Below are 22,532 nucleotides of genomic sequence, written 5' to 3' on the forward strand. Positions count from 1 at the left end.
CCGACAATCCGTTCGTCCCGGGAGCCCCGTTGACCGTCAGCTACCGCCAGCCCGGCGTGGTCCTCACCGACCGCCGGTTCACCGTGCCCCTCGATCACGACAACCCCTCCGGGGAGACGATCGAGCTGTACGCGCGTGAGGCCGTCGCGAGTGACAAGTCCGGCCAGGACCTGCCCTGGCTGCTCTACCTCCAGGGCGGACCCGGCTTCGGGGCGAACCGTTTCATCGGGAAGCAGGCCTGGCTCGGCCGGGCCCTGGAGGACTACCGCGTCCTGCTCCTGGACCAGCGCGGCACCGGTCACTCCACGCCCGTCAACCGGCAGACCCTCCCGCTGCGCGGCGGCCCCGCCGCACAGGCCGGCCACCTCACCCGCTTCCGCGCCGACTCCATCGTGCGGGACTGCGAGGCCATCCGCCCCGAGGTGACCGGCGGCGCCCCCTGGACCGTCCTCGGCCAGAGCTTCGGCGGCTTCTGCACCGTCGCCTATCTCTCCACCGCCCCCGAGGGCCTGGACACGGCCCTGATCACCGGCGGTCTGCCCTCCCTCGACGCCCACGCCGACGACGTCTACCGGGCCGCCTACCCGCGTATCGAACGCAAGGTCGCCGCGCACTACGCCCGCTACCCCCAGGACGTCGAACGCGCCCGCCGTATCGCCGACCACCTCCTCGCCCACGACGTCGTCCTCCCGAACGGGTACCGGTTCACCGTCGAGGCGTTCCAGTCCCTCGGCATCATGCTCGGCGGCGGCGAGGGCAGCCACCGGCTGCACCACCTCCTCGAGGACGCCTTCGTCCGCACCCCGGCCGGCCCCGAACTCTCCGACGCCTTCCAGGAACAGGCGCAGGGCCTGCTCTCGTACGCAGGACACCCGCTGTACGCGCTCGTCCACGAGGCGATCTACGGCCAGGACGCCCGCCCCACCGCCTGGTCGGCCGAGCGGGTACGCGCGGAGTTCCCCCGGTTCGACGCCGCCAAGACGCTCGCCGGCGACGAGCCGCTGCTGTTCACCGGCGAAACCATTCACCCCTGGATGTTCGACAACGACCCCGCGCTGCGCCCGCTGCGCGAGACGGCCGAACTGCTCGCCGCCCGCACCGACTGGACGCCCCTGTACGACCCCGCGCGCCTCGCCGTCAACGAGGTCCCGGTCGCGGCGGCCGTCTACCACGACGACATGTACGTCGACACCGCCCACGCGCTGACCACCGCCCGCACCGTCCGGGGCCTGCGCACCTGGGTCACCGACGAGTTCGAGCACGACGGCCTCCGGGCCGGCGGCCCCCGGGTGCTGGACCGGCTGCTCGCCCTGGTGCGCGACGAGGTCTGAGCCGGGCGGGGCGTTGTCGGTGGGGCGGGTTAGTCTGCGGACATGACCGAGCCGACGATCAGTCAACTCGAGCCCATGCCCGACGACTGGCAGCGCGCACTGGCCGTGGTCGCCCACCCGGACGACCTCGAGTACGGCTGCTCGGCGGCCGTCGCGTCCTGGACGGACGCCGGCCGCGAGGTCAGCTACGTCCTGGCGACCCGGGGCGAGGCGGGCATCGACACGCTGGAGCCGGCGAAGTGCGCGCCGCTCCGGGAGCGTGAACAGCGGGCCAGTGCCGCCGTGGTCGGCGTGTCGGAGGTCGACTTCCTCGACCACGCGGACGGGGTCGTCGAGTACGGGCCCGCGCTGCGCCGCGACATCGCCGCCGCGATCCGCAGGCACCGGCCCGAGCTGGTGATCACGCTCAACCACCGGGACACCTGGGGCGGCACCTACTGGAACACCCCGGACCATGTGGCCGTCGGGCGGGCCGTGCTCGACGCGGCCGGGGACGCCGGCAACCGGTGGATCTTCCCCGAGCTGATCGAGCGCGGCCTCGAGCCCTGGAGCGGCGTCCGCTGGGTGGCGGTCGCCGGTTCCACCCACGCCACGCACGCGGTGGACGCGACAGACGGTCTCGAGCGGGCGGTCGCCTCGCTGCTCGAACACCGCACCTACATCGAGGCGCTGACCGACGAGGACCCGGAGGCGTACGCGCGCGGGCTGCTGACCGGGTTCGCCCAGGAGACGGGGAAGCGGTTCGGGGACCGTCCCGCGGTCGCCTTCGAACTGTTCCCCCGGTGATCCCCGTGGAAGGGGAGCTGCTGGCGGAGCGGTTCGAGGAACACCGCGGGCACCTCAAGGCGGTCGCCTACCGCATGCTCGGCTCCGTGACCGAGGCGGAGGACGCCGTCCAGGAGGCCTGGCTGCGGCTGGGCCGCTCCGACACGGACGTCATCGACAACCTCGGCGGCTGGCTGACCACCGTGACCGGCCGGATCTGCCTGGACCTGCTGCGTGCGCGCGCCGCGCGCCGTGAGCAGCCGATGGACGAGACCTTCGTTCCGGACCCGGTGATCAGGCCCCTGTCGCAGGTGGACCCGGAGCAGGAGGCGCTGCGGGCCGACTCGGTGGGTGTGGCGATGCTGGTGGTCCTGGAGACGCTGCAGCCGGACGAGCGGCTGGCGTTCGTGCTGCACGACATGTTCGCCGTGCCGTTCGACGACATCGCCCCGGTCGTGGAGCGCAGCCCGGCCGCGACCCGTCAGCTCGCCGGCCGGGCCCGCCGCCGCGTCCGCGACGCGACCCCGCCCTCCGATCCCGACCTCGGCCGCCAGAGGCGGGTCCTCGAGGCGTTCATGGCCGCCGCGCGCGCCGGAGACTTCGAGGCCCTGGTCGCGGTCCTCCACCCGGACGTGGTCCTCCGCGCGGACGCGGGCCCCCTGATCCAGGGCGTGGCCGGCTCCAAGCTCCTCCGCGGCGCGAAGCCGGTGGCCGAGTCGGCGATGCTGTTCGCCCGCTTCACGGCGGCAGGCCAACTGGCCCTGCTGAACGACTCGATGGGCCTCCTGACCGTGGTCGACGGCCGCCTCGCCTCCACCCTGTCGATCACCATCGCCGACAACCAGATCACCGCCATGTACATCCTCGCCAACCCCACCCGCCTGACCCACCTGACGCCCCACCCCTAACCCCACAGCCTCCGCACCCAGCCGCCCACCCGTGCCGCCTCCGCCCTCCGCGCCCAACTGCACCCCTCCGCCCCGGCCTCCGCACTCCGCGGGCAACTGCACGCCTCCGCCCCGGCCTCCGCACTCCGCGGGCAGTCGTGCCGCTGGGGCGGCACGGGTGGGCGCGACGGCACCCCGCCGGCGCCGGGTCGCGCATCCCACCCCCGGCCAGCCCCGACGGGCCGCACCCCGCCGGCGTCGGGCGGCGCGGATACCCCGGCCCACACCAACATGCCGGCACCCCGCAAGGCCCTACCCCCACTCACCCCCGCCGCTCCAACCACACCCGCAACCCCTCCGGCATCAACGTCAACCGCTCGGCCACCCGCAACCGATACCCCGGATCGGCCCGCAGCTCGTACCGCCGCAGCAACAACCCCAGCACCAGCACCGCCTCATGCAGCGCGAACTGCCGCCCGATACACGCCCGCGCCCCCGTCCCGAACGGCTTGAACACATGCGGCGCCCGCCCCCGAACCGCCCCCACCTCGAACCGACCCGGATCAAACCCCTCCGCATCCGCCCCCCACACCCCCGCATCCCGATGCAGCATCGGCGTCAACACCAACGTCCAGGCCCCCCGCCGCATCGGATGCACACCCCCCAGCACCGTGTCCCGGACAGCCTCCCGGGCGAACGCCGGCGCGGTGGGCCACAGCCGCAGCGTCTCGTCCAGCACCCGCCGCACATACCGCAGCTTCGCCACCTGCTCGTACCCCGGCGCCGCCACGTCCCCCCACACCCGGTCCACCTCCGCACGCGCACGCTCGGCGACATCGGGCCGCAGCGACAGATAGTGCAGCGCGAACGACAGCGCACCCGACGTCGTCTCGTGCCCCGCCACCAGAAACGTGATCACCTGCCGCCGCACGTTCTCCGCCGACAACCGCTCCCCGCTCTCCGGATGCGCGGTCTTAAGCATCCGGTCCAGCAGATCCCCGTCCCCACCGCCGGAGGCCCGCCGCTCCCGCACCACCCCGTCGACGATGCGCTCGAGAAGCGCGATGTCGGCCACGTTCCGCCGTCCCGCCCGGCGCAGCAGCAGCGGAGCCAGCGGCCCCGGCACACTGTTCAGCCGCTGCGCGTGACTCAGCGTTCCGACCATCGCGGAGACGAACGGATGCGGACGCGCCCGTTCGAAGGACCCGAAGTCGTGCCCGAACCCGGTCCGCGCGATCGTCTCCAGCGTCAGCTTGGTCATGTCCCCGGGCACGTCCACCGACCGCCCCCCGGCCGCCGCGAGGTCCCAGTGCTCCGTCAGCCGCTCCGCCACCGACAGCATCATCGGGTGGTACCCGGCCATCGCCTCCCGGCTGAACCCGGGCGCCAGCACGTCGTGCGCCAGCTGCCAGTTCGGCTCGTGGTTGTACGCGGTGAACAGCCCGTCGCCGGCGACCGGCCGCAGATTGGCGATCCCCAGCCCCACATGCTTGGCGAACCGTGACTCGTCGGCCAGATCGGCCACCAGCTCCGCGCCCCAGGTGAACACGAACTCCTTGCCGAACGCGCTCCGCCGGAAGATCGGCCCCAGCCGGCGGGCGTACCTCAGCGAGTCCTGCACGGGCGTGGCCCTGCTCGCCCCGATCAGGTCGCCGAGCAGCGGCAGCCGGTACGGCGGACGGGGGATGCGGTGCAGCTCCGGCCAGCCCCGCTCCGCGCTGCGGAACCCCTTCGGCGGTACGGCCCGTGTCGTCGTCTCCGCCATGACGCCATCCCCTTCGACCCGGCGAGTCCACGTGTTGTACGTGAGTTCAATAAGGCGATTCAGTCTGATCCGGCGGCTGAACGGGCGTCAAGTACAGTGCGGGAATGGCCGTGAACCAGGGCGGGCGCACACGGCGCAGGCTCAGTACCGAAGAGCGCCGGGAGCAGCTTCTGTCGGTCGGTGCGCGGCTGTTCTCGGAGAGCCCCTACGACGACGTGTGGATCGAGCAGGTCGCCGAGATCGCCGGGGTGTCGCGCGGACTGCTGTACCACTACTTCCCGACCAAGCGGGACTTCTTCGCGGCGGTGGTGGAGCGGGAGAGCGAGCGGATGCTCCGGATGACGGCGGCGGTCCCCGGCGTCCCGGTGCGCGAGCAGCTGGCGGCGGGTCTCGACACGTATCTGGGGTACGTCGGGGCCCATGCGCACGGCTATCGGGCCTTCCATCGCGCCGACGCGGCGGGGGACCGGGCGGTGCGCCGGGTCTACCAGCGGGCGCTGGCCGCGCAGGAACGGCAGATCCTGGCCGCGCTCGCCCGGGACCCCGAGTTCGGTCCGGTCCTCGAGGCGCGGCCGGACACCCGGCTCGCCGTGCGCGGCTGGCTGGCCTTCACCACCGCCGTCTGTCTGGAGTGGCTGCGCGGTTCGGAGCTGGACCGCGAGCAGGTGCGGGACCTGTGCGTGCGTGCCCTGCTGGGTGTTCTCGCGCCCTGAGACAGGTCCCGTAAAGATCGCGCCATCCGGTTGGCGCACACCCCGATCTCCTATAAGTTAGGCAAGGCTTACCTAAGAGGAGGTTCGGGGATGGCTGACGACACACACGGCTGGACGGCCGCGCCCGGTGCGGCGGAACGGGCCCGTTCGGTGCTCGCCGCCGCGTGGTCCTGCGCGGTGACCGCGGAGGGCACCCGGGAGGAACTCGTCGGCGCGCACAGCGTGACCGACGACGGAGAGGTGCTGTTGCACGTGCCCGAGGACAGTGCTCTGCTCGCCGCCGCGATCTGCGCGCCCCGCGGCGAGCCGTCCGCCGTGCTGGAGTTCGCCGACGTCGCCCCCGTCCCGCTGCGCAACCGGATCCGCGCCCGGCTGTGGCTGGCCGGCTGGTTCACCGTGCGGGACGGGCACCTCGTCCTCCGGCCCACGCGCGTGGTGCTCCGGCAGCCGGCCGGCGCCGTGGTGGTCGACGTCGACGAGTTCACCGCCGCCGCGCCCGACCCGCTCGCCACCGCCGAGGCCCGGCTGCTGAGCCATCTGGCCGACTGCCACGCCGACGCCGTGGAGCGGCTGACCCGTCTGGTCGACCACGGCAGTCTGCACGGCGCGGTCCGGGTCCAGCCGCTCGCCGTCGACCGGCACGGACTGACCCTGCGCATCGAACGCGTGCGGTCCGGCGGTGACGTACGGCTGCCGTTCCACGCGCCGGCCAACGACGTCTCCCAGCTCACCGAGCGCATGCACGTACTGCTCGCCCAGGCGGGCGCCGCCTCCTGCCCCCGCCCGCTGCAGCGGCAGCGCGCCGACGGCGAGGCGTGACCCGAGGGATTTGGACCCGCGGGCAGATCATGTGGAGCGGTGGGAGGCGCCGCCGCGCCTGCGGCGCAGCCGGTCCCACAGCCGGGTGAGCCGCGGCAGCCGCCGGCGCTGCTCCTGCGAGTGCCGGTCCAGCTCCTCGAACAGCCGGCGCGTGCGGTGCTCGGTGTCCATCTCGTCGAGGATGCGGTTGACCTCGGTCAGTACGGCGCCCAGCAACTGCCACTGACGGGCGTCGCGCCGGGCCTGCTCGAAGAGCAGCCGGGCCAGCCGGTCGCGGGTGGCGGCCGCCTGCCGCAGCTGGGCGGCGAGCCGCTCCTCCGCCGACTCGGCGTTCGCGCTCACGCTCGTGGTCACCAGCACCGCGAAGCTGACCACGGCGTCCGCGATCTCGGCCAGCAGTTCCTCGAACGCGGCGCCCGTCTCCGGATCGAACAGCCGCTGCCCCTCGCGTTCCTTGGCCAGGTCGGTGAGCGTGCGCGCCAGCACCCGCAGTACCACCGTGCAGATCTCCAGCGTGTCCAGCCCGGTACGCAGCACCACCCGGTGCAGCAGGCCCTCACGGACCCGCGGATTGAGCCGCAGGCTGTCCTCCGCCTGTCTGAGGTCCGCGTCCACCTCGACGATGTCGTGGTCCAGCCGCCGTGCCTCGTGCAGCCGGGCCGCCGCCCGGTCCGGGGGCGTACGGCCCGCCGCCTCCTCGCCGATCCGCAGCATCAGCTGCCGCACCCGCCGGGCCAGCTCCTCGATGGACTCGCCGGCCTCCTCCACCCATACGGGCGGCGCCAGCAGCAGATTGAACGCCATCCCGACGACCGCCCCGATCAGCGTCTCCACGATCCGGGCCCAGGCGGTGTCCCCGTGCGTGGTCACCCCGAGCACCAGCATCGCGCTGATCGCCACCTCGGGCACGAATTCGTCCACCCGCACGACATGGCCGATGACCAGCGACGCCAGGATGAGCAGACCCAGACTCCACCAGGTCAGACCCACCAGGAGACTGAAGAGGATGGCCACGACGACACCGGTCACCACGGAGTTCACCCGGCGCATCCCGGTGGTGAGCGTGGAGTACAGGGTGACCTGGACGACGAGCAGCGCGGTCAGGGGAGCGGTCAGCGGCGCGGCCTCCGGACTGAGCCGGGTCGCGATGACGTAGGCGACCGTCGCCGCCGCCGACGACCGCACCGTCTGCACGGCCACCGGGTCCCGGTGCAGCTTGACGAACCGGACGGCCGGCGCGGTCATCTCACGTACCACTCGCATCCTCCGACGCTTCCCCCTCCCCGGACACGTCGAACGTGTTCACCGGGTACGGCAGTCGCCCGGGGGACAGGCCGGCCGGGTCTACAGCTTGTCGAGGAAGGCGAACAGATGGCCCCTGGTGCGGGCGATCTGCTCCTCCACCGTGAGGCTCTCCTCGAAGCGGCCCCCGCTCTCCGGGACCTTCTTCCCGCGCAGGTACAGGGAACAGGCGAGGTCGGTGCACATGTAGGCGCCGACCGAGTTGCCCTCACGCCCGGCCGGGCCCGCCTTGCGCGCGGTCATCAGGGCGACACCGCCGCGCGGATGCGTGGTCAGGCACAGGGAGCACATGCTGCGGTGCAGAAAACCCCGCTGGGCGGGCTGGAAGCGCATGGCCACCCCGACGAGACGGTCCTCCCGCTCGGTGACGAGATAGCTGCGATCAGGCGCTCCGGGATCGCGCCAGCCGAGGAAATCGAGATCGTCCCAGGCGCGTTCGCCCAGGTCACGCGGGACAGCCAGCCGCTTGGCCTCACCCTTCGAGCAGTTGACGAACGAACCGCGGATGTCCTGCTCGGTGAGTGCTCTCATGGGGGGCGCCTCCTGCGGATTGTTTCGAAACCTAGGGGGTCTAGGTTTCTGGTTCAGGGTAGGGGCCCGGCGCCGGGGGGAGCCAGCGATTTTTCCCGGGACCGCGGCCCGTGGCCTTCCGTACGCTGTACGGCAGTCGCCGAATGGGAGGGGTACGGACGATGGGGGACTCCTGGGAGCGGGCCCGCAGGGTGCTCACGGAGGCGGGACTGCCGCCCGGCGCGCTCGCCGGCGTACGGCCGATGAGCGGAGGCACCTACAACACCGTCGAGGAGCTCCGCCTCACCGACGGCAGCCGCTATGTGCTGAAGATCCCGCCCACGGCCGCCACCCCCGGCCTGCGGTACGAACGCCGACTGCTCGTCGCCGAGGCGGACTTCTGTGCCGGCGCCGCCGAGGCCCGGGTGGCCGCCCCGCACACCGTCGCCGTCGACGGGGACGGCCCCGTGCCGTATCTGCTGATGACCGCCTGCCCGGGCGAGCCCTGGACGGAGGTGGCGCCGGCCGGCGCGGAGCGGGCCGCTCTGCGCACCGAGCTCGGCCGTCAGGTGGCCCGGCTGCACCGGGTCGCCGGACCGGCGTTCGGCTACCCGTCCGGCGCCCTCGGCCCGCTCGCCCCCGCCTGGCGCACCGCGTTCACCGCGATGACCGACGCCGTGCTCGCCGACGCCCGGCACTACGGAGCCTGGCTGCCCCGCCCGGGCGGCGAGATCGCCGCCGTGCTCCGTACCGCCGACGGGGCGCTCGACGAGGTCACCGTGCCCGTGCTCGTCCACTTCGACCTGTGGCCGGGCAACATCCTGGTGGAGCGCACCGCCGCGGGGGAGGCCCGGATCGGCGGGCTCATCGACGGGGAGCGCATGTTCTGGGGCGACCCGCTCGCCGATCTCGTCTCCCTCGCCCTGCTCGGCGACATCAGGGCGGACGGCGCGTTCCTCGCCGGATACGCGGAGGCCGGAGGGCGGGCCGTGTTCGACCGGGCGGCACTCGCCCGCCTCGCCCTCTACCGCGCCTACCTCTACCTGATCATGCTGATCGAGACCGTTCCGCGCGAGGCCGGGGAGGACCACGTGCGCTGGGTCCGGGACACCGTCGCCCCGGAGCTGGAGGCCGCGCTGGACGAAATCGGCCGGCTCTGTTAGTTCACATCATGAAATAAGGGTGGGAGAAAGTCGCGCCCGGTCGGTCCCCGGCGGTATGTTGCAGGTCGGGCAGGGTATCGGAAGGAGCCACATGGCGGGGCGGAACGGGCGCACGGTGCGCGACCTCAGGCGGGCCAACCGTACGGCCGTGCTGCAGCGGCTGTACTTCGACGGCCCGCTGAGCCGGTTCGAACTCGGCCCCGCGACCGGGCTCAGCTCCGGCTCCGTCAGCAATGTCGTCGCCGACCTGGTCGCCGACGGCCTGGTGGAGGAGGCGGGCAGCGTCGACTCCGACGGCGGCCGCCCCCGCACCCTGCTGCGGGTGGCACCGCTCAGCGGCCACATGATCGGCGTCGACGTGGGCGAGACCAGGGTCCGCGTCGAACTGTTCGACCTGACCCTCACCGAACTCGCCCGCGCGGAGCTCCCGCTGGAGCAGCAGCGCTACGAGGTCGAGGTCATCGTCGACCACATCCGCTCCGGGATCGCCGAGGTGCTCGCCGGCGCGGGCCTCGCCCCCGAGCGGCTGCTCGGCGTCGGCATCGGTGTCCCCGGCATCGTCGAGCACACCCCCGACCGGGGCGCCGTCGTGCACGGCCAGACCATCGGCTGGGACGCCATCCCCCTGGAGGCACTGCTGCGGGCCGAGTCCCTGCTGCCCGAGACGGTGCCGTACTTCATCGACAACGGCGCCAAGACCCTCGGCCAGGCCGAGATGTGGTTCGGCGCCGGACGCGGCGCCCGCAACGCCCTCGTGGTGCTCTTCGGCTCCGGTGTCGGCGCCTGCCTCGTCACGCCCGAGGTGGAACACGGCCGGGCCGTCGAGTGGGGGCATCTGACCGTACGGGTCAGGGGACGCCGCTGCCGCTGCGGCGCGCTCGGCTGTCTGGAGGCGTACGCGGGCGCCGAGTCGCTGCTCGCGCGCTGGCGCGAGGAGGGCGGCGCCGTGCCCGGGGACACGGACGAGGAGACGGCGCTGACGGCGATGCTCGCCGCCGCCTACCCGGCCGACGAGGCCGCCCCCGACCCGGTCGCGCTCGCCGTCCTCGAGGAGACCGCCGAGTACCTGGGCGCCGGCCTGTCCGACCTGATCAACCTCTTCCAGCCGGAGCGCATCCTGATGGGCGGCTGGGCCGGCCTCCAGCTCGGCTCCCGCTTCCTGCCCGCCGTACGCAAGCACGCGCTGTCGTACGCGCTGCGCCATCCGGCGGAGAAGGTCACGATCGAACTGGGCCGTCTCGGCCCCGACGCGGTCACCGTGGGTGCCGCGATCCTTCCCCTCGCCGACTTCTTCACCCGGGGCGGCCGTCGTCCCGACCCCGGCCCCCAGTCCCCGCCCCCCGCCTGGCACACGGCCCTGCGGGACCGCGCCCCGCGGTAGGGCGGTCCGTCACGCGGAGGACTCGTCCGGCACCGGATGGTCCGGGTTGGGGGATGCGGGGTGCGGGTCGCCCTGGCGGCCCGTGCCGGCCTCGTCCGTGTCGGGGACGTCCGATGCGGCGTCGTCCGCTTCGTCCGCGCCGCCGGTCTTCCTCTCGCTCTCCCGTTCCGCGGCGGCGGGCGCGACCTCCCAGGGGTCCTCGCCGGGGCCGGCCTGCTGGTCGGGCAGATCTCGGGGGACACCGGCGCCGTTCTCACCGGGGCCTTCGAGGCGGTGGTCGGTCACGGCGCTCTCCCTTCATACGTCCACGAGCCCACGCGAGTACCTCCGCGAGTGCCGGTGAAACCCGCCCTGGACAGAAGGAAGCCCCGGCCGCGACGGGGGAATCACGGCCGGGGCGGCTCAAGGTGGGCGCGGACGGCGGTCGCCTCTCGGCGAAAGGCTCCACAGGGCTTCAGCCGAACGATCGTCCCTGTGGGCGGATGGTGAGGCCCGGGGACACTGTCCCGTCCGCACCCACGTTCTGTTCAACGGAGACCCGTCCCCGGGTGTTCCGCGTACGGCCACCGACGTGCGTGACGTGTGTCACCGGCCCCGCGTGCCGCCGTCGAGATCGGCCCACAGGTTCTCCGCCTGAAGCACCAGAGTGCCCAGGACGGCCGTGCGCGCGGCACCCTCACCCGCTTGGGCGCGCAGGTTCTCCTGGAGCTTCCCGTGCAGGTCCCGCATCACGGCCTCGGTCCGCTCGTCCAGGAGGGCGTCGGCGCGCGTGCCGCCGTGCAGCAGCCGGTCCGCCTCCGCGCGGCAGGCGTCGCCGAGCAGCGCCAGCAGCTCCGCGTAGCAGCCCAGCACCGCCGCGTCCGGCGCGGCCGGGGTGCGTTCCTCGTCGGCGGCCACCACGAGCGTGCGGGTCAGCGCGGTGACATGTCCGGTGACGCGGCCGAACCGTTCGTCCTCCCGCTCCGGCGGCAGCGCGACGGTCGGCGCCCGGTGCACGGCGCGCAGGACGCCCGAGGTCAGCCGCAGGCTCTCCCTGCTCCAGCCGCGGGCCGAACGCAGCGCCTCCAGCCGGTCCTGCAGCCGTGCCGCGGCGGCGAGCCGTCCGGCTGCGGTCCCCGCGTCCCATCCGCCGTCACGCAGATCCCCGGCCACGGCGTGCAGCACGTCACCGGCCTCCCGGGCGAGCGCCGCGAGGTTCTCCCGTACGTCCCGCAGATGGATCGGCGGCAGCACCAGCGCGTTGACGGCGACCCCGATGACCGCGCCGAGCGCCGCCTGCCCCAGCCGATGTCCCACCTCCATAGCGCCGAACGTGCCCGTGGCGAGCGTGAAGACGGCCGTGGTGGCGGCGTAGATGCCCTGGTCGCCGAAGCGCGGCCAGTTCGAGAGCAGCACCAGCACCGGCACGGACAGCGCCAGGGCGCCCGTGATGTCACCGGTGACGGCCTGCGCCCCCGATGCCACGAGCGCCCCCGCGCAGATCGCGGTGAACTGCCGTGCCGCCTGCATCAGCGAGCTGAAGACCGTGGCCTGCACCAGCACCAGCGCCACCCAGGGCGCCATCAGGGCCATCGGGTCGCCGAGCCACTCCCGGGCCAGCAGCCACGCCAGCAGCGCCGCCGCGGCGGCCTTCAGCGACTGGACCAGCAGATCCCGCTCCCGGCCCGGGCCACGCCACGCGGCCCGGGCCGCCCGGCCGACGGACCGCACATCCCAGCGCACCGCCTCCCGCACCCGCGCCGACGCGGCCACCCGGCCGACGTCGTCACCCCGCCACGTCTCATTCCGCACGGACACCATGCCCCGCGGGTGTCCCGTCCGCCCGGACCCTCATGCCAGGGGACCCTCCGACAGGGACGCCAGGAGGTGCGCCGGGTCGTCGTAGACCGCGTCCGCGCCGGCCTCTACCAGGTCGGCCCGCGGAATACCGCCGCACAGTACGCCCACACAGCGCACCCCGGCCCTCTCGCCCGCCCGCATGTCCCACACCGTGTCACCGACGAACACCGCCCGCTCCGCGGGCACCCCCGCCAGCCCGAGGGCGTGCTCGACGGGTTCCGGCGCGGGCTTGCCCTCCTCGACGTCGTCGGCGCTCGCCGTCGCGGCGATCGCCTCGTCCGCGTCGATCGCGCGGCGCAGCGCGCTCAGCTCGGTGCCGCCGGCCGAGGTGGCGAGGACCACCGTCCAGCCGTCGCGGTGCAGCCGCTTGAGCAGCAGGCCCGCGTCCGCGAACGCCGGCAACCGGTCGAACCACTGCCCGTACAGCGCCTTGTGCGCGGCGCTCAGCTCCTCGTCGCGGCCGGTGTCCCGGTCCTCGCCCAGCAGCCGGGCGACCAGGTCGGAGGAGGGCAGTCCCACGGCCCGGTGGACGGCGTGCATCGGAACCCGGTGCCCCGCCTGGCGGAAGGCCTCCCACCAGGACGTCACATGCAGATGGTTGGTGTCGACCAGCGTGCCGTCGACGTCGAACACGGCCGCCCGCTCCATACCTGTCCTCTCCTCGGGGTCCTCGGAGCGGTACGGGTACCACCTCAGCCGCCCGTCACTCCGGAGGGCACCTTCCGCTCCCCGGTCCAGGCCAGCAGGTCCTGCCGCGACCATGTGGTGACCACCCGTTCGGGTGCCACCCCGCACTCCTGCGCGCGGGCGCATCCGAGGATCTGCCAGTCCAGCTGGCCCGGCGCGTGCGCGTCGGTGTCGACGGAGAAGAGCACACCTGCCGCCACCGCCCGGCGCAGCAGCCGGCGCGGCGGGTCCAGCCGCTCGGGCCGGCTGTTGATCTCCACGGCGGTACCGGTCTCGGCGCACGCGGCGAACACCTCGTCCGCGTCGAACTCCGACTCCGGCCGGCCGCGCCCGGTCAGCAGCCGACCGGTGCAGTGCCCGAGGACGTCGGAGTGCGGGTCGCGCACGGCGGCGACCATGCGGCGGGTCATCGACCGGGCGTCCATCCGCAGCTTGGAGTGCACGGACACCACCACGACGTCCAGCAGCTCCAGCAGCTCGGGCTCCTGGTCGAGGGAGCCGTCCTCGAGGATGTCGCACTCGATGCCGGTCAGCAGCCTGAACGGCGCCCAGGTCCCGTTGAGCTCCGCCACCACCTCCAGCTGCTCGCGCAGCCGGTCGGCCGAAAGGCCCCGCGCCACGGTCAGCCGTGGCGAGTGGTCCGTGAGCACGGCCCACTCGTGGCCGATCCGGGCCGCGGTACGGCCCATCTCCTCGATCGGGCTGCCGCCGTCCGACCAGTCGGAGTGCAGATGGCAGTCCCCGCGCAGCAGCGCCCGCAGCTCCCGCCCCGCCCGGTCCCCGGGCTCCCGGTCCGCCTCCTCCTCCAGCTTGCGCAGATAGCCGGGCACCTCCCCGGCCAGTGCCTCCCGCACCACCTGCGCGGTCTTAGGACCGACCCCCTTGAGCGTCTCCAGTGTCCCGGCCGCCGACCGCTCGCGCACCTGCTCCCCGCCCAGCTCCGACAGCGCACGCGCGGCGGTGCGGAAGGCCCGGACACGGTACGTGGGCGCCAGGGACCGTTCCAGCAGAAAGGCGATCCTGTCCAGCGCCTCGAGGGGTTCCATCGCCACCTCCTCGCTCCAGGGTTGCCCAGCGGGCCCACGGGCGCACGGCGGGGCGCACGCGGACGTCGTGTCCGAGCCGTTCCCGCCGTTTCGGCTCTACCCTCGAAGACATGACCGAAAGTGCGAGCCCGTACATGTCGCAACCGCGGATCACGGTCCTCGGGGTCCAGCCCACGACCCCGCCGTTCCGGATCGTGGAGATCGACGGACAGATGGTCGGCGAGGCGAGGAGCGTCACCGACGTGCTGCTCGCCGCCGCGGCGTTCGGGATCACGGTCCACGACCTGGACGATCCCGACGTGGTCCGCTGGGTGGGCGGGGACAAGTTCACCTGGACCTCGCGCCGCACCCCACGGACCCCCCAGAAGCAGAACGAACGGCCCCAGGCCTGACGTCAGGTCTTGGGCCGCCGCGCGTGCACGGCACGGCTCAGGCGCCGTCCCAGGAGCAGGTAGCCGAGGAGCGCCCCGCTCGTGTTCAGGATGACGTCGTCGACGTCGAAGGCGCGTCCGGTGACCAGAGCGCCCTGCGCGAACTCCACCAGCAGCATCACGACGGCCGTCAGTACCAGCACCCGCAGGAATCCGCGCGTGCGCGGGGCGACGACCGGCGCGAGCACCCCGAAGGGCACACCGAGCAGGATGTTCCCGCCGATCTGGCGTACGGCGTCGCGCAGCGCGGGCTGGTCCAGATAGGCCCGCAGCGAGCGGCCAGGATGCAGATTCGTGTGGGTCAGCGCCTCCGAGGCGGGGGAGGGGTGCAGCGTGAGCCGGGCCAGGACCGCCGCGAAGGCGACCATGAAGAGGAACGCGCACACCATCGCCAGCAGCCGCGGCAGCAGCGGGAGCGGACGCCCCCGGCCGTCCTGAGGGGCGCCGCGCCCGGACGGTCGCGGACGCCGGCGCAACAGGGAACGCGGATGTGGGGCGGCCCGGGCCATTCGGTCCTCCAGTCGTCAACTGCCTTGTGTGGTACGCCGTTTACCCCCGTCGGTGCCGGTCAGTCGCCGTAGTCGACCCGCACCTCCTTGAACCCCAGGGAGCGCAGCAGCCCTTCGAGCATCTCCGTGGTGTTGGTCTCGGCCCGGGCCGTGAGCCCGCTCTCCTTCGCCGCGTCGCCGATATGGCGCACGGCGAGCTTCTGCACGGCCTGTTCGCTGTTGGGGTTGTCCGAGAAGAGGTCGCCGAGCCGGTCGAACAGCCCGCGCTGCTTGGACACGGCGTAGGAACGCTCGGGGTCGAGGGCCGGCGTGCCCAGGCGGGCGTGGGGCAGCCGCAGGGTGGCGGACGTACGGTCGTCGTTCACCCGTACGTCGTCCTTGCCCAGCTGTCCCAGGTCGACATAGGCGTCCACGGTGCCCGCGCCCACGTACAGCGTGCGGCTGCCGCGGACGGCGTCCGGGAGGAACTTCGTGTCCTTCTCCAGGTCCACCACCACCTGGAAGTTCCCGGAGGCGGCGTCGTAGCGGCTGATGTCCTGGATGGACTCCAGGAGCGCGGGTCCGGAGCGGTCCTCGGTCTCGGTGCCGAACAGGTCCTTCAGGCCCGGCAGTACGCTCAGCCGGAGCCCGGCGAACAGCACGGCGAGCAGCACCACCACCGCGGCCAGCACCTTCACCCACCCGGGGACGCGCGCGGCCAGTGGTTTGACTGGAGTCGTCATGGCGACGGCCCTCCTTCCTCCTGACCGAATGCCCCTCAGTTCCCGTGACAGACCGGGGAGTCGGGGAACGGCGGACCGCACCGGGAGCACGGAGGGGGCGCACGGCGGGGGCCGGGCCGTGGACCAGGAGGTCACAGCGGGCCGGACGTGGCCTCCGGCTGTTCCAGGGCCGCGTCCAGGGTCGGCCAGGGGTGCAGCAGCCGGGACGTGCCGGTGATCCGCAGCATGCGCAGGGTCAGCGGGTGGGCGCACACCAGGCACAGCCGGCCGGTTCCGTCCGCGAGCCGGAGCCGGGCCCGGTACAGCAGACGCAGTCCCGAGAGGTCGAAGAACTCGACATGGGTCAGGTCGATCACGATCCGGGCGTCCGGCGGGGCGGTCGCCCGGTCCAGATGCGGGACGATCTCCTCTGCCGCGGCGATGTCGATCTCGCCGCGGAACTCCAGCACCGTGTGTCCCCGGTCGTGGCGGACGCGCAGATGCCGGGTCAGCGGCGCAGGTTCGTACCGCACGACGCCATCGCCTCCAGCTCGCTCCGTGCAACGGGGGAGGGGATCGGCCCCAACACCGGTTCCCTCCCTGCAAGTTACCTTCGGTCGAGTGCATTTGAGCATGTTCGATTGACATATGTCTTCGATTTGCGACCGAGTTCTTCCGAACCGGTCGGTCGGTCCCGCCGGACCTCTCCGGAGCGTGACGGAATCCTCACTTCCGGCACCGGCCGAACCCGATGCCCGGTCCCGCCGCGACTGAATCCGCCGAGCCGGGACAGGTGTCCTCCACAGGCCGGGGCAGAAGCGCCCCGCGCCACGGACCCCACGGAGAAGACATGAGCCTGGTGACGGCCGGCGTCGTGGTGCTCGACTGTGCCGAACCCGAGAAACTCGCCGAGTTCTACAAGGAGTTGCTGGGCGCGGAGGACCTCGACGCCCATGTCAACCGGGTGGAGATCCGGGCCGCCGACGGCTTCCGCCTGGCGCTGCGCCGCGACGTCAACGCGACCGCCCCCAGCTGGCCCCGTCCGGAGAACTCCCTCCAGGCCCACCTGGAGTTCGTCGTCGACGACCTGGACGCGGTGGAACGCCTGATCGTGGGCCTCGGCGGCCGCCCGGTGGAGACGGGCGACGCGACGGGGCCCACCGAGGAACGCGGCTACGCCGACCCCGCGGGCCACTCCTTCACCATCCGCCGGGGCACCTCGACGGCACCCAAACAGGGCTGACCCACCGTCATGGGACGACGGTGGGCCGGCCGCACGGCCGGGTCAGTCGCGGCCGCCCGGCTCCTGGACCGGCCAGCTGCCCGTCGAGCGTTCGACGGCCCTGGCCCCGGCCCGGTCCACGGCACTGCGCACCACCGCGAAGATGGCGCCCTGGATCGCCGCGGCCAGCAGGATCTCCCCCCAGCGGCGGTCACGGTCCAGCGCGTCCGGCGCGTCGTCCTCGTGCCGGATCAGCTTCCAGGTCTTCTGGAACGCCATCTTCGCCACCGTGCCGCTCGTCCAGCTCAGCGCGAAGCCCAGGGGCTTGTACGCCAGCGGCAGCTTCTTCTTCGCCTTCTTGACCTTCTTCGCCACGGGGATCTCCTAGGTCGGCTTCGTCGTCGGGTGATGGATGGATCGTCAGGGGCCGGGCGGCTCAGGGACGGCCCCTCGCCGGCACCTCCTCGGCGGCCGGCGCCGGTTCCGGCGGGGTGCCGTCCCCGAACGGCCGGCCGCCCAGCACCTCCCGGTGGTGGGGCGCCGTCCAGCCGGAGAGGCCGGGACCGAGGGGCACGATGCCGGACGGGTTGATACCGGTGTGGACCTGGTAGTAGTGGCGCTTGATGTGGTCGAAGTCCACCGTGTCGCCGAAACCCGGCGTCTGGTACAGATCACGGACGTACGCCCACAGCACCCGGTTCTCGGCCAGCTTCCACCGGTTGCACTTGAAGTGACCGTGGTACACCGCGTCGAACCGCACCAGCGTGGTGAACAGCCGGATGTCCGCCTCGGTGATGGTGTCGCCGACCAGGTACCGCTGCCCCTCCAGCCGCCGCTCCAGCAGCTCCAGCCGGCGGAACAGTGCCGCGTACGCGGCCTCGTACTCCTCCTGGCCGGTGGCGAAGCCCGCCCGGTAGACGCCGTTGTTGACGTCCTGGAAGACGTCCTCCATCAGCGCGTCGATCTCGTCGCGCCGCGCCCGCGGATACAGGTCCGGCGCACCCTCCCGGTGCAGCGCCGTCCACTCCGTGGCGAGGTCCAGGGTGATCCGCTGGTAGTCGTTGGTCACCAGTTTCCCGCTGGGCACGTCCACGACCGCCGGGACGCTCACCCCGCCCGGGTGGTCCGTCTCCCGCCGGTCGTACGCCTCGCTCAGATACCGGATGCCGAGCACCGGGTCACGGCCGTCCGGGTCCAGGGTGAACCGCCAGCTGCGGTCGTCCTGGACCGGGTCCGCGACGGCCAGGGACAGCGCGTCCTCCAGCCCCAGCAGCCGCCGGGACACCAGCGCCCGGCTCGCCCACGGGCAGGCACGGCTCACCACGAGCCGGTAGCGCCCGGCCTCCACCGGCCACCCGTCGCGCCCGTCCGCGGTGATCCGGTCCGCGAAGTGCGCCCTCGACCGCTTGAACCGCTTCCTGCCGTACGCGCTGTTGCCGCCGCCGCCCCCGTCGTCGCGGCCACCCATGATGATCTCCTTCCCGCCGGTCGGAACGTCCCTGTGACCGCGTTCCCCGTTTTCCGCCCCCGGCACGGTGTGACCTAGGCCGACCGGGGCAATCGGCCCGGGTGAGTACACGATCGGATCGCAGAACCCGCGTCACCGTGCTGGTGGCACTCGCAGCCAATCTGGTGATCGCCGCGGCCAAGGCCGTCGGCGGGCTCCTCGCTGCCTCGCCCGCGCTGCTGTCGGAGGCGGCGCACTCGGTGGCCGACAGCCTGAACGAGGTGTTCCTGCTGGCCGCGCTGCGCCGCAGCCGCCGCCCCGCCGACCGGCGCCACCCCTTCGGCTACGGAAAGGAGCGGTTCTTCTGGTCGCTGCTCGCCGCCGTCGGCATCTTCGTGATGGGCGGCTGCTTCAGCTTCTTCCAGGGCGTCGAGGCCCTCAGGAACGGTGCCGGCGAGACCCGGAGCGGCTATGTGGCCGGGCTGATCGTGCTCGCCGTCGCCCTGCTCGCCGAGGGCGGTTCCCTGCTGCGGGCCCTGTACCAGGTACGCCGGCAGGGCGGCCGGGTCCGCGACCTGCGCGACCCGGCGCTGCGCACGGTGGTCGCCGAGGACGGCACCGCGGTCGTGGGCGTCACCCTCGCCATGGCGGGCATGGCCCTGCACATGGTCACCGGTGACGTGGTCTGGGAGGCGTCCGCCTCACTCGCCATCGGCGCGCTGCTGGTCTACGTCGCCTACCGGCTCGGCCGCGACGCCCGTGACCAGCTGATCGGCGAGGCCGCGGACCCGGAGGCGAGCGACCGGATCCGGGAGCTGCTGGCCGAGCAGCCCGAGATCGACAGCGTGGAGGCGCTCTTCACGATGAAGACCGGCATGGACACCGCCCTGGTGGCGGCCCGCGTCGACCTGGCGCCCGGCATGGACAGCGAGCGGGTCGAGGAGGTCGCCGTACGCATCAAACGGTCCATCGCCCGTGAGGTACCCGAGGCGGGACAGATCTTCCTCGACGTCACCGAACGCGGCGATCCGGAGGCCCGGGAGGCATGGGAGAGCCCCGCCGCGACGGGGGAACGCGGCGGGGCCTGACCCACGCGTGCCCGGTTCCCCACCCTTCACGCACACCGCACCCCGAAAAATCTCCCGAGCCCCCATCACCTGACGCCCAGTCACACCACCCCACCCGCCAGCCGCAGACACCGGTACTGCCGGGCACCCGCGCCCGCCTGTGCCGCTAGCCGCGCCCACCCGCGCCGGTAGCCGCGGGCACCGGTGCTGCCGGGCAGCCGCGCCCGCCTGTGCCGCTAGCCGTGCCCACCCGCGCCGGTAGCCGCGGGCACACGTGTGCTGCCGGGCACCCGCGCCCGCCTGTGCCGGTAGCCGTACCCGCCTGTGCCGCTAGCCGCGGGCAATCGTGCCGCTGGGGCGGCACGGGTGGGCGCGGCGGCACCTCGCCAACGCGGGCAAGTGACACCCTGGCCCGCCCCCCGGCACGGGCACGGGCACCCGCACCCGCACCGAACCCGTACCCGCCCTCGCAGAGACATGGCTTCCGGGCCAGTCACACAGGCGTCACAGCCATCCGCCCCGCGAGCGCGGCCATCACCCCGGCCGCCACGAGCCCCGTCACCAGCCGCCCCCGCCGCCCCGTCAGCGCCCGGCCCAGCAACGCACCGCCGCCCGCCAGCAGCACCTGCCAGCTGGCCGACGCGGCGAACGCCGCCGCCACGAACACCGTCCGCTCCACCGGCCCGGCCGCCCCACCCCCACCGGACCCGAGCACGAGCGCCGCGAAGTAGATCACCGTGGTCGGGTTGAGCAGCGTGATCCCGAGCAGCGACAGGAACGCGCGCGCGGCGCCCGGCGGAGCGGCCCCGGGCCCGGCGGCAGTCGGCCCGTCACGGTAGCGACGTACCGCACCCGCCGCGCCCCACACCGCCAACGCGAGCAGCACCAGCACACAGACCCACCGCATCGGCCCCAGCACCGGCCGCAGCGCCGACGCGAGGGCCGTACCGCCGACCGTGGCCGCGAGCGCGTACAGCCCGTCGGCCGTGGCGACACCGAGGGCCGCGCAGACTCCGGTACGCAGGCCGGTACGGGCGGTGAGAGAGACCAGATACGCCCCGACAGCACCCACGGGGACCGCGATGCCGTAACCGGCGAGCAGTCCCGCGAGCAGCGCGGCCGTCACGAGCGCGGCGGAGTCGGGCCTCCCCGCCGGCCGCACCGCTGCTGTCGCCCGGCCACGAAAGCGGCGGCGGACGGCGGCAGCGGAAGGGCGTTCGTGGACATGGCCGGATGATGGCGCCGCGAGTCCCGTACGGGCAATCGGTTTTCCCGCCCACGGCATCCGGCACCCGGCACCCGGCACCCCCCTTCGAGTGCGCGCCAACGCGTACGCTCCCCCTGGCAGCGACCCTCCAGCAGACAGGAGCAGCAACGATGCAGTACGTGAAGCTCGGTTCGACGGGCCTGGACGTGTCGCGGATCTGCCTCGGGTGCATGACCTACGGCGTGCCCGACCGCGGCAACCACGAGTGGACGCTCGACGAGGAGGCGTCCCGCCCGCTGATCCGGCAGGCGCTGGAGGCGGGCATCACCTTCGTCGACACCGCGAACGTGTACTCGGACGGCACCAGCGAGGAGATCGTCGGCCGGGCCCTGCGCGACTTCGCCAACCGGGACGACTACGTGCTCGCCACGAAGGTGCACGGCCGGATGCGGCCCGGACCCAACGGCGGCGGCCTGTCCCGCAAGGCGATCATGACCGAGCTGGACCACAGCCTGACCCGCCTCGGCACCGACCACATCGACCTCTACCAGATCCACCGCTGGGACCCGCACACCCCCGTCGAGGAGACGATGGAGGCGCTGCACGACGTCGTCAAGGCGGGCAAGGTGCGCTACATCGGGGCCAGTTCGATGTACGCCTGGCAGTTCTCCAAGGCCCAGTACACGGCGCAGCTGCACGGCTGGACCCGGTTCGTGTCCATGCAGAACCACTACAACCTCCTCTACCGCGAGGAGGAGCGCGAGATGCTGCCGCTCTGCGCCGACCAGGGCGTGGGCGTCCTGCCCTGGAGCCCGCTCGCCCGGGGCCGGCTCACCCGGGACTGGGACGCCACCACCGGCCGCAGCGCCACCGACGTGTTCGGCAGCACCCTCTACCAGGAGGGGGACCGTGCCGTCGTCGAGGCGGTCACCCGGATCGCCGAACGCCGCGGCGTCCCGCGCGCCCGGATCGCCCTCGCCTGGCTGCTGCACCAGGAGACGGTCACCGCGCCCATCATCGGCGCGGCCAAGCCGCACCACATCGAGGACGCCGTGGCCGCCGTGGAACTCGAACTGACCGACGAGGAATGGGAGGAACTCCGGCAGCCCTACGTCCCGCACCCGGTCGCCGGCCATTGATCGGGGCCCCTACGGTCCGGTGCCCGGCTCCAGCGTCGTGAGGAACACCGAGGACGCGTTGCCGGACACCGGGACCGCGCCGGCCCTCCACGGCACCTTCAGGGGGTCGCGTTCGTCCGGAGGGGTGACGAGGAGCGCCGAAGGGGTGGCCGTACGGGCGCCGCTGACACCGGGGCTGGAGTAACGCAGCCCCGCCCAGGCACTGGCGCCGGGCGCCAGCGTGACGGTCACCGGGTCGCCGGGGGTGCGCTTCGGGTCCCGGCCCAGCTGCCCGCCGGCCGCGTCCACGAAGGCGGCGCCCGGGTAGCCGTACAGCGTGCAGGTGCGGGTCGACACGTTCGTCAGCACGACGGGGAAGTTGCGCTGGCCCGCCCCCGGGTCCATCCGGCCGACGGCGGCGCTCAGACCGGCGGTACGGCACCGGGGGACCGGGGCGTCCGTGAGCCGGGCGGGTGACGCGGAGCGAACGTCCGCCGTACGCGCGGAGGGCTCGGGGGCCGCGGGGCCGGCCGTACCGCTCCCGGTGCCGCAGGAGACCAGCGCGCCCAGCAGCACCGCCGCCGCGCCCACTCGCCGTGACCCGTTCGCCATCGACCGTCCC

Annotated in this window: 25 protein-coding genes; 11 read left to right on the plus strand and 14 right to left on the minus strand. The window is 73.2% G+C overall.

The window, feature by feature from the left end; genetic code table 11:
- The first annotated feature begins 29 nt into the window (after positions 1–29).
- Genes IF28_RS0129630 through sigJ form a run of 3 tightly spaced genes read left to right on the plus strand, consistent with a single transcriptional unit; the run spans position 30 to position 3,004 of the window.
- Positions 30–1,331: an alpha/beta fold hydrolase gene (locus IF28_RS0129630; protein WP_030226555.1), complete on the plus strand. Its 1,302-nt coding sequence runs from the start codon at positions 30–32 to the stop codon at positions 1,329–1,331.
- Between the two features lie 42 nt (positions 1,332–1,373).
- Positions 1,374–2,117, plus strand: a complete 744-nt coding sequence (locus IF28_RS0129635; RefSeq protein ID WP_030226556.1) for a PIG-L deacetylase family protein — start codon at positions 1,374–1,376, stop codon at positions 2,115–2,117.
- Positions 2,114–3,004: an RNA polymerase sigma factor SigJ gene (sigJ, locus tag IF28_RS0129640; protein ID WP_406710873.1), complete on the plus strand. Its 891-nt coding sequence runs from the start codon at positions 2,114–2,116 to the stop codon at positions 3,002–3,004. Before IF28_RS0129635 ends, sigJ begins: the two co-directional genes overlap by 4 nt.
- Positions 3,005–3,305: 301 nt before the next feature.
- Here the strand turns inward: sigJ and IF28_RS0129645 are convergent, their stop codons facing one another.
- The gene (locus IF28_RS0129645; RefSeq protein WP_051713926.1) at positions 3,306–4,748 is read right to left on the minus strand and encodes a cytochrome P450; all 1,443 of its coding nucleotides are present in this window, start codon (positions 4,746–4,748) and stop codon (positions 3,306–3,308) included.
- 104 nt (positions 4,749–4,852) lie between these two features.
- On the opposite strand from IF28_RS0129645, the gene IF28_RS0129650 reads away from it, so the two are divergent.
- On the plus strand, positions 4,853–5,461 hold the full coding sequence (locus IF28_RS0129650; protein WP_030226563.1) for a TetR/AcrR family transcriptional regulator: 609 nt from the start codon (positions 4,853–4,855) through the stop codon (positions 5,459–5,461).
- Positions 5,462–5,551: 90 nt separating this feature from the next.
- Positions 5,552–6,280, plus strand: a complete 729-nt coding sequence (locus IF28_RS0129655) for a DUF2470 domain-containing protein (RefSeq protein WP_030226565.1) — start codon at positions 5,552–5,554, stop codon at positions 6,278–6,280.
- A gap of 27 nt (positions 6,281–6,307) precedes the next feature.
- On the opposite strand, the gene IF28_RS0129660 is transcribed toward IF28_RS0129655, so the two are convergent.
- Positions 6,308–7,543, minus strand: a complete 1,236-nt coding sequence (locus IF28_RS0129660) for an FUSC family protein (RefSeq protein WP_030226567.1) — start codon at positions 7,541–7,543, stop codon at positions 6,308–6,310.
- An 81-nt stretch (positions 7,544–7,624) separates the two neighbouring features.
- Positions 7,625–8,113 carry an FBP domain-containing protein gene (locus IF28_RS0129665; protein ID WP_030226571.1) on the minus strand — a complete coding sequence of 163 codons (489 nt, stop codon included), beginning with the start codon at positions 8,111–8,113 and terminating at the stop codon, positions 7,625–7,627.
- Positions 8,114–8,274: 161 nt separating this feature from the next.
- On the opposite strand from IF28_RS0129665, the gene IF28_RS0129670 reads away from it, so the two are divergent.
- Together IF28_RS0129670 and IF28_RS0129675 are read left to right on the plus strand one after the other, a co-directional pair.
- Positions 8,275–9,255: a phosphotransferase family protein gene (locus IF28_RS0129670; protein WP_030226573.1), complete on the plus strand. Its 981-nt coding sequence runs from the start codon at positions 8,275–8,277 to the stop codon at positions 9,253–9,255.
- A gap of 91 nt (positions 9,256–9,346) precedes the next feature.
- Positions 9,347–10,636, plus strand: coding sequence for an ROK family transcriptional regulator (locus IF28_RS0129675; RefSeq protein WP_030226577.1), 1,290 nt, complete (start codon positions 9,347–9,349; stop codon positions 10,634–10,636).
- 9 nt (positions 10,637–10,645) lie between these two features.
- On the opposite strand, the gene IF28_RS0129680 is transcribed toward IF28_RS0129675, so the two are convergent.
- From IF28_RS0129680 to IF28_RS0129695, 4 genes are all read right to left on the minus strand, one after another.
- Positions 10,646–10,921, minus strand: coding sequence for a hypothetical protein (locus IF28_RS0129680; RefSeq protein ID WP_030226579.1), 276 nt, complete (start codon positions 10,919–10,921; stop codon positions 10,646–10,648).
- Positions 10,922–11,221: 300 nt separating this feature from the next.
- Positions 11,222–12,436, minus strand: a complete 1,215-nt coding sequence (locus IF28_RS0129685; protein ID WP_106982167.1) for an FUSC family protein — start codon at positions 12,434–12,436, stop codon at positions 11,222–11,224.
- A 30-nt stretch (positions 12,437–12,466) separates the two neighbouring features.
- Positions 12,467–13,123, minus strand: a complete 657-nt coding sequence (locus tag IF28_RS0129690) for an HAD family hydrolase (protein ID WP_030226585.1) — start codon at positions 13,121–13,123, stop codon at positions 12,467–12,469.
- Positions 13,124–13,167: 44 nt separating this feature from the next.
- The gene (locus tag IF28_RS0129695; RefSeq protein WP_030226587.1) at positions 13,168–14,208 is read right to left on the minus strand and encodes a PHP domain-containing protein; all 1,041 of its coding nucleotides are present in this window, start codon (positions 14,206–14,208) and stop codon (positions 13,168–13,170) included.
- Positions 14,209–14,318: 110 nt separating this feature from the next.
- Here IF28_RS0129695 and IF28_RS0129700 point away from each other — a divergent pair, with 110 nt between their 5' ends.
- Positions 14,319–14,600, plus strand: coding sequence for a hypothetical protein (locus tag IF28_RS0129700; RefSeq protein ID WP_030226588.1), 282 nt, complete (start codon positions 14,319–14,321; stop codon positions 14,598–14,600).
- A 2-nt stretch (positions 14,601–14,602) separates the two neighbouring features.
- Here IF28_RS0129700 and IF28_RS0129705 read toward each other — a convergent pair whose 3' ends face one another.
- From IF28_RS0129705 to IF28_RS0129715, 3 genes are all read right to left on the minus strand, one after another.
- Positions 14,603–15,148 (minus strand): VanZ family protein, encoded by a 546-nt coding sequence (locus IF28_RS0129705; RefSeq protein ID WP_030226590.1) that lies wholly within the window; start codon positions 15,146–15,148, stop codon positions 14,603–14,605.
- Positions 15,149–15,207: 59 nt separating this feature from the next.
- Positions 15,208–15,870, minus strand: a complete 663-nt coding sequence (locus IF28_RS0129710) for a DUF4230 domain-containing protein (RefSeq protein WP_030226592.1) — start codon at positions 15,868–15,870, stop codon at positions 15,208–15,210.
- A gap of 131 nt (positions 15,871–16,001) precedes the next feature.
- Positions 16,002–16,382: an anti-sigma factor antagonist gene (locus IF28_RS0129715; RefSeq protein WP_030226594.1), complete on the minus strand. Its 381-nt coding sequence runs from the start codon at positions 16,380–16,382 to the stop codon at positions 16,002–16,004.
- A 317-nt stretch (positions 16,383–16,699) separates the two neighbouring features.
- On the opposite strand from IF28_RS0129715, the gene IF28_RS0129720 reads away from it, so the two are divergent.
- On the plus strand, positions 16,700–17,092 hold the full coding sequence (locus tag IF28_RS0129720; protein ID WP_030226597.1) for a VOC family protein: 393 nt from the start codon (positions 16,700–16,702) through the stop codon (positions 17,090–17,092).
- A gap of 42 nt (positions 17,093–17,134) precedes the next feature.
- Here the strand turns inward: IF28_RS0129720 and IF28_RS0129725 are convergent, their stop codons facing one another.
- Complete coding sequence (locus tag IF28_RS0129725; RefSeq protein WP_030226599.1) at positions 17,135–17,446, minus strand: DUF4235 domain-containing protein; 312 nt, start codon at positions 17,444–17,446, stop codon at positions 17,135–17,137.
- A gap of 61 nt (positions 17,447–17,507) precedes the next feature.
- Positions 17,508–18,539 (minus strand): glutathione S-transferase family protein, encoded by a 1,032-nt coding sequence (locus IF28_RS0129730; RefSeq protein WP_030226601.1) that lies wholly within the window; start codon positions 18,537–18,539, stop codon positions 17,508–17,510.
- Positions 18,540–18,676: 137 nt separating this feature from the next.
- Between IF28_RS0129730 and IF28_RS0129735 the strand changes: the two genes are divergently transcribed.
- On the plus strand, positions 18,677–19,606 hold the full coding sequence (locus IF28_RS0129735; protein ID WP_030226602.1) for a cation diffusion facilitator family transporter: 930 nt from the start codon (positions 18,677–18,679) through the stop codon (positions 19,604–19,606).
- Between the two features lie 472 nt (positions 19,607–20,078).
- Here the strand turns inward: IF28_RS0129735 and IF28_RS0129740 are convergent, their stop codons facing one another.
- Positions 20,079–20,711 (minus strand): LysE family transporter, encoded by a 633-nt coding sequence (locus tag IF28_RS0129740; RefSeq protein WP_030226603.1) that lies wholly within the window; start codon positions 20,709–20,711, stop codon positions 20,079–20,081.
- Positions 20,712–20,962: 251 nt separating this feature from the next.
- Here IF28_RS0129740 and IF28_RS0129745 point away from each other — a divergent pair, with 251 nt between their 5' ends.
- Positions 20,963–21,931, plus strand: coding sequence for an aldo/keto reductase (locus IF28_RS0129745; RefSeq protein WP_030226605.1), 969 nt, complete (start codon positions 20,963–20,965; stop codon positions 21,929–21,931).
- 9 nt (positions 21,932–21,940) lie between these two features.
- On the opposite strand, the gene IF28_RS0129750 is transcribed toward IF28_RS0129745, so the two are convergent.
- A complete protein-coding gene (locus tag IF28_RS0129750) occupies positions 21,941–22,522 on the minus strand; it encodes a DUF4232 domain-containing protein (protein WP_030226607.1) in 582 nt (193 codons plus the stop codon).
- Between the last annotated feature and the right edge of the window lie 10 nt (positions 22,523–22,532).

The sequence above is a fragment of the Streptomyces sp. NRRL WC-3626 genome (genome assembly GCF_000718785.1).
Lineage (GTDB): Bacteria > Actinomycetota > Actinomycetes > Streptomycetales > Streptomycetaceae > Streptomyces > Streptomyces edwardsiae.